4 protein-coding genes and 3 pseudogenes are annotated in these 6,459 nt (G+C 51.9%); 2 read left to right on the forward strand and 5 right to left on the reverse strand.

Annotated features, from left to right (window positions below; genetic code table 11):
• Positions 1-71: 71 nt before the first annotated feature.
• Positions 72-233 (forward strand): annotated as a pseudogene (locus CS369_RS18205) (ATP-dependent protease); the annotation flags it as partial.
• A 46-nt stretch (positions 234-279) separates the two neighbouring features.
• Here the strand turns inward: CS369_RS18205 and CS369_RS18210 are convergent.
• A complete protein-coding gene (locus CS369_RS18210; protein ID WP_196908179.1) occupies positions 280-618 on the reverse strand; it encodes a DUF413 domain-containing protein in 339 nt (112 codons plus the stop codon).
• Positions 619-738: 120 nt separating this feature from the next.
• On the opposite strand from CS369_RS18210, the gene hdfR reads away from it, so the two are divergent.
• Positions 739-1,563, forward strand: coding sequence for an HTH-type transcriptional regulator HdfR (hdfR, locus tag CS369_RS18215; protein ID WP_196908180.1), 825 nt, complete (start codon positions 739-741; stop codon positions 1,561-1,563).
• A gap of 11 nt (positions 1,564-1,574) precedes the next feature.
• Here hdfR and yjfF read toward each other — a convergent pair.
• The 4 genes and pseudogenes from yjfF to ytfQ all read right to left on the reverse strand — a co-directional run bounded on the left by yjfF (position 1,575) and on the right by ytfQ (position 6,103).
• Positions 1,575-2,520: pseudogene (gene yjfF, locus CS369_RS18220) on the reverse strand (galactofuranose ABC transporter, permease protein YjfF).
• Positions 2,520-3,530: pseudogene (gene ytfT, locus CS369_RS18225) on the reverse strand (galactofuranose ABC transporter, ATP-binding protein YtfT). Before ytfT ends, yjfF begins: the two co-directional pseudogenes overlap by 1 nt.
• Positions 3,511-5,037, reverse strand: coding sequence for a sugar ABC transporter ATP-binding protein (locus tag CS369_RS18230; RefSeq protein ID WP_196908181.1), 1,527 nt, complete (start codon positions 5,035-5,037; stop codon positions 3,511-3,513). Before CS369_RS18230 ends, ytfT begins: the two are co-directional and overlap by 20 nt.
• Before the next feature lie 109 nt (positions 5,038-5,146).
• Positions 5,147-6,103 (reverse strand): galactofuranose ABC transporter, galactofuranose-binding protein YtfQ, encoded by a 957-nt coding sequence (ytfQ, locus tag CS369_RS18235; RefSeq protein ID WP_196908182.1) that lies wholly within the window; start codon positions 6,101-6,103, stop codon positions 5,147-5,149.
• Positions 6,104-6,459: the final 356 nt, after the last annotated feature.

A 6,459-nucleotide genomic window follows, 5' to 3' on the forward strand; every position in this document is an offset into this window, starting at 1 on the left:
TCAATTTAAACAATAAATTATCTCCTTAGCGTGGTTTTTTACATGATTGACCGTCAAACCCCATGACCAAGCTGGAGCTGTCTGTGCGTGCCTGGCACCGCATTTTGAAGGTAGCAAGGACCATCGCCGATCTGGCGCAACAGCCCGATATCCAGCGCGACCATTTGGCGGAGGCGATCAGTTATCGCTGCATGGATAGGCTATTGCGCCGCTTGCACCGCGATTTAGGGTAAAGCACAGACATAAAAAACGGGGCCATTGGCCCCGCGAGTGAAAAACTTAATCGTCGCTATCGGTGTATTCTTCCACCGCATCCATCTGCGGCTTACCGCCGGACAGCGTGTGAAAACGCTTCGGGCGACGAATACGTGCAACATATTTGGCCCAGGTTTTTTCCATATCGGTGGATGCATCACGTTCACCGCGGCACATGGCGACGAATTGAATCTCTTCCTCGGTCACCGGTTGGCGTTTACCCAGGTCAAGCTCATTCAGCGCATAGCCATAACGCTCCAACATCTGGGCTTCTTTGATGGTGAAGTCACCGTGACGAGAGAAGCCGCGTGGATAGGATTTATTATCAAAAAAACGATTCGTTGTAGAGAAGCTTTCCGCCATCTTACACGCTCCTAATTCTTTTATGGTCGTGCTGTTTATGGCGCGGAGTATTAGATAGGCTTGACATTCTGTAAAACAAAACATTTAAATCATAACGACAAAATTTTTTTGGAGATGGGCGTGGATACCGAATTACTAAAAACCTTCCTGGAAGTCACCAGAACGCGGCATTTTGGACGCGCCGCAGAATCGCTCTATCTGACCCAGTCGGCGGTCAGCTTTCGTATTCGCCAATTAGAAAATCAACTTGGTGCAAATTTGTTCACTCGCCATCGCAATAATATTCGCCTGACACCGGCGGGCGAGCGGTTGTTGCCCTACGCAGAGAGTCTAATGGGCACCTGGCAACTGGCTAAAAAAGAGGTCGCGCGCTCGCAACAGCACCAGTTGCTGTCGATTGGTGCGACGGCATCGCTGTGGGAAGCCTACCTGACACCCTGGCTGCAAACGTTATATCAGCAGCGCCCGCTGCTTCAGCTTGAAGCGCGCATTGCACAACGTCACTCTCTGGTGCAGCAGTTACACGAGCGGCGTTTGGACCTGCTGATCACCACCGAGCAGCCCAAAATGGAAGAGTTAACCAGCCATCTGTTAGGAAACTTCTCTCTGGCGTTGTTCGCCACTCAGGATGAAGAGCAGATCGAACGACCTTTTATCAAACTGGAATGGGCCGCGGATTTTCATCAACATGAAGGGCGGTTATTGAGTAACGAACAGCTTCCTATCCTGACCACCACCTCAGCACACCTGACACGCCAGCTGCTGCTGACCACCGGTGGCTGTGCCTTTCTGCCGCGACATTGGGAAAAAACGTACCCATTGCTTTACATACAGCAAAATACGCCACCGGTGATCCGCCCGCTGTATGCCGTTTGGCTGCAAAACAGCGACCAGCAGGCGTTAATCCGCCAACTGCTTAAAACCCCTATTGCCGATATGTTGTGAGCCGCGTAGCGCTACCAGGCGCGTTTGGCGACCCAAAATGCACTAAGCCCTTTCTGCAAGACGATAAAGGCAAACAGCAGGATGCCAATAACGATCTTGGTCCACCAGGAGCTGAGCGTGCCATCAAAAGTCTTGAATCAGCACCCCGAAGAAGGTGCCCAGCACCGTGCCCAAGCCGCCGGTCAGGAGCGTACCGCCAATCACTACTGCCGCAATCGCATCCAGCTCCACGCCGCTCGCAGCCAGCGCGTAACCCGCTGAGGTATATAGCGAGAACACAATGCCGGACAACACCGCCAGCGTGCTGGAAAGCATGTAGATCTGAATGGTGGTTTTTCTCACCCGCACCCCCATCAGCTCCGCTGAAGTGATATTGCCGCCAATGGCGTAAACGCGATGGCCAAAACAGGTGCGGTGCGCCAAGGCCATCCCGACAATCACCGTCATCAGCATGATCAACGCCAAAAAGGTCAGGCGTCCCCCACCGTGCATACGCCACGCTAATCCGGCAAGCTGTTGATACACGAGGTGTTCAATCGGGATAGACTCCTGAGAGACAATAAAGCTCATGCCGCGCACAAAGAACATGCCGGCTAGCGTGATGGTAAACGCAGGTAGTTTCAGGGTGTCGATAATCCACCCCATTAGCGCACCGAATGCCGCCCCCATCACCAGCTCCAGCGCAATGGCATAGCTGGGATGCATACCATAGGTACCAATTAGCTTGGCTGACAGCACGCCGGTAAAGGCGATCACCGAGCCGACGGAGAGATCGATCCCACTGGAGAGAATCACAAAGGTCATGCCGACAGCGACGATCCCGATAAAGGCATTATCCGTCAGCAGGTTGAAGAACACGCGCGTGGAAGCAAATCCCGGAAACTGGCTGAGGCAAAACAGATAGCCGACGATAAAAACCCCGAGCGTAATCAACAGCGGAATATTTCGTTTCAGCATTATTCGTGCCTCCGCAACAGGCGGCGCAGCGAGAAACGCGGAGACTGCATAATCAGCACCGCCAACATCACCAACGCCTTGAGCACCAGATTGAGTTCAGGACGGTATCCTGCCAATAGAATACCGGTATTCATACTTTGAATAATCAAGGCCCCGACCACTGCAAGCAGCAGATTAAACCGCCCACCAAGCAAGAAGCCACCGCCGATCACCACCGCCAGAATCGCATCCAGTTCAAGCCATAAACCGGCATTGTTGGCATCCGCACCGCGAATGTCGGCCGTAATAATTACACCCGCAACCGCAGCGCAGATACCGCAGATGACATAGACAGAAATCAGGATCAGGCGCGTGCTGATGCCCGCGTTTCTGGCAGAGCGAACATTGATACCCACCGCTTCGATAAATAATCCCAACGCGGTTTTGCGCGTCAGTAACCAGAGCAGAAGCAGCATGGCACAGGCGATAATCACCGGCATCGGCAGATAGAACAGCGAGCCGCTACCCAGATGTGCCAGCGCAGGATGTGCGAAGGTAATAATCTGCCCTTCGGTAATCAACTGTGCGACACCACGACCCGCCACCATCAGCATCAAGGTTGCTACAATGGGCTGGATCTGTAACACAGCGACCAGAAAGCCATTCCACAGCTCACATACTGCGCCGCTAAGCACTGCCGTCAGTAAAATCACTGGCAACGTATGCCCTTGTGCCGCAAGGCTCGCCGCCGTGGCACCGGCGATCGCCATCACTGCCCCCACCGAGAGGTCAATACCGCCGGTGGCGATCACCAGCGTCATGCCCAATGCCAGCAATGCGACCGGTGCTCCGCGATTAAGGATATCGATCAGGCTGCCGAACAAACGGCCATCTTGCATATGCAGCTAAAAGAAGTTGGGCGCTACCAGGCTATCGATTAACAGGATGACCACCAATGCCGCAATCTGTGGTAGCCCTTTACTGACGCCGAAGCGCACCCGACGTACGGGTTTAACATGGCTGTTCGTCATGCGCACCTCCTGGTTGTAATGCGATGGCTTGAATCACGGCAGCAACGGAAATCTCCTGATGCGCCAGATGTGCCACCTGCTTTCTGTCGTGCAACATAATGATGCGGTCTGCGTAACCGGTCAGCTCTTCCACTTCAGAGGAGATAACCAGCAGCGCCATACCGCGCTCACACAGTTTTTCTATCAAACGAATGATTTCGGCATGGGCACCAACATCAATGCCGCGCGTCGGCTCATCAAGAATGAGAAAACGCGGTTCTGTCGCCAACCAGCGCGACAGCAACACCTTTTGCTGATTGCCACCAGATAGATACTGAATTTCCTGCTCAGGACTCGGCGTGCGTATCCCCAATCTCTCAATGAACATTTCTGCAATGCGGGTTTGCTCTTTTAACGCCTGCGGACGCAACCACCTGCGCTGGGCCTGCAACGCCAGAATAATGTTCACTCGAACGGTCGCTGAACCGACGATGCCCTCGGTTTTGCGAGCTTCAGGGCAATAACCAAAACCCAGCTTGCCCGCCTTGCGTGGGCTCCGAATGGAGACGGACTGACCATCAACCCTGGCTTCACCGCTATCCGGCGTTTTAATGCCAAAGACGAGCTGAGCGGTTTCTGTGCGACCCGATCCCAATAATCCCGCCAGCCCGACGATTTCGCCTGGCGCAACGGACAAATCAAAGGGATCAACCATATTACGACGACCATAGCCACGAAACTCGACCAAAGGATCGCCGGTTTCAGTCGCATGGGCTGAGCGCTTTAATAGCGATTCATCAAAACTGTGGCCCAGCATCATCTGTACCAGATCGATACGTGGCAACGCCGCCGTCATTTCACTGCCTACCAGTTTGCCGTTACGCAACACGGTGATGCGATCGCTAAGGCGATAAATCTGATCGAGAAAATGGGTGACAAAAATCATGCCCACGCCGTGCTCACGCAAATGGGACAGGATGCCGAACAGCATATCGACCTCATTCGCATCCAGGCTGGCAGTGGGTTCATCAAGGATCAGAACTTTGGCGGAAAGATCGACCGCACGAGCGATAGCAATGATCTGCTGAATGGCGATCGAGTAATTGCCTAAAGGATCGGTAACATCTATCCGTAGCCCGTAGTAGGCGACAATTTCTCTGGCAAGCCGCGCCATTTCTTTCTGATCAATCATGCCGAAGCGCAAGGGTTCCCGGCCCAAAAACAAATTCGCCGCCATCGACAGATTGGGTAAAAGGTTGACCTCCTGGTAAACGGTACCGATGCCCAAGGATTGCGCGTGTGCAGTGTTTAACGGATCGATAGCGTTACCTTCGAGAAAAACCTCTCCTGCTGAACGCCGATAAACCCCGGTCAATGCTTTTATCAGCGTCGATTTTCCCGCACTGTTTTCACCCAGCAAGGCAACAATTTCCCCTTTGCGTAGCGTGAAATCGACGCTATCCAACGCTTTAATGCCAGGAAATTCGACGCTCATTCCCTGGATGTCCAACAGCAATTCAGTGTCCATCAGACTCACCTATGCCACTTGCGTTTGGGTGTTGGTCAAAACACAACCTTATTGATTACGCCTAAAACATCAGGTAACGATGGTGCATTGCACGCCATCGTTATCAGGCTTAATAACCGAGGTCTTTTTTGGATTGGTATTCCGCTTGCGCCGTATCCGGCAATAATAATCTTGATTCAGTCTGAATAAATTTCTGCGGCTGCTTCCCTTCTTTTTTCAAGGCAATTAACGCATCAAATGCTGGACCCGCCATATTTGGCGTCAGCTCTACTGTGGCATTGGCTTCACCGTCGATCATTGCTTTAAAAATATCGGGAACAGCATCGATAGAAACCACTTTAATTTGCGAGCCCGGTTTTAATCCGGCCTCTTTAATGGCCTGAATGGCACCGATCGCCATATCATCGTTATGGGCATAAACCGCGCAGATATTCTTGCCGTTCTGCTCCGCTTTGATGAAGCTTTCCATCACCTCTTTACCCTTGCTGCGGGTAAAATCGCCTGATTGTGAGCGGATGATCTTCACATTCGGAGAAGCAGCGATGCCGTCAACAAACCCTTTTTTACTGTTTATTGCGACGCTCGATCCCACCGTACCTTGCAGCTCAACAAAGTTACAGGGCTGGCCTGCCACATCCTTCAGCAGCCATTCGGCAGCCACCTTACCTTCGTAGACACTGTCAGAAGCAACCGCAGCGGTATACAAGGAGGGATCGTTAACATCGATCATACGGTCCAGCAGGAATACCGGTATTTTTACTTCCTTGGCTTCCTGAAGTACTGGCGTCCAGCCCGTTGTGACCACGGGTGCGATAAAAATGGCATCAACGCCTTGTGCAATAAACGATCTTACCGCTTTGATCTGGTTCTCTTGTTTCTGTTGCGCATCCGCTATTTTTAAGGTGATACCCCGTTTTTCTGCTTCCTGTTTAGCGACTTTGGTTTCAGCAGAGCGCCATCCCGACTCGGAACCGATTTGAGAAAATCCCACGGTGAGCGCCGAAGCCTGTGTTGCGCCACATAATGCTGTAGCGACAGCCATTGCGACCAGTAAACGCCTGTACATAATCTACTCCTTTATGAGCAGTCGACAGCTTTTTGGCTTGTTTGCAGGTTTTAACCCCACGTCAATGCGTGCAGGTTGTACAGAGACACGAAATACACCTGACATTTTTATCAGGGCTTATCTGTTTTAGTCGAAATAGTCACGAAGAGGGATGAGCAAGCTCACAACCTGGTATTACGATAGGTTTGTACATAATTACAGCTAATTCATTCAGCCATTTTCAGGCTTTTAGCCGCAGGAGGAGGGGCAAATTAATGCATATAAACGGTATGGGATTATGTGCGCGTTACGATTAAAAACCCTAGACCACCAAAAATCACACACAGCAAAAAGGGCCGTCCTTCCGGACAGCCCCT

This window comes from Candidatus Symbiopectobacterium sp. 'North America' (genome assembly GCF_015762685.1).
Taxonomy (GTDB): domain Bacteria; phylum Pseudomonadota; class Gammaproteobacteria; order Enterobacterales; family Enterobacteriaceae; genus Symbiopectobacterium.

Coding starts and splice junctions, on each gene's coding strand:
- CS369_RS18230 (WP_196908181.1), bottom strand. CDS start 5,037: ATGGACACTGAATTGCTGTTGGACATCCAGGGAATGAGCGTCGAATTT.
- CS369_RS18210 (WP_196908179.1), bottom strand. CDS start 618: ATGGCGGAAAGCTTCTCTACAACGAATCGTTTTTTTGATAATAAATCC.
- ytfQ (WP_196908182.1), bottom strand. CDS start 6,103: ATGTACAGGCGTTTACTGGTCGCAATGGCTGTCGCTACAGCATTATGT.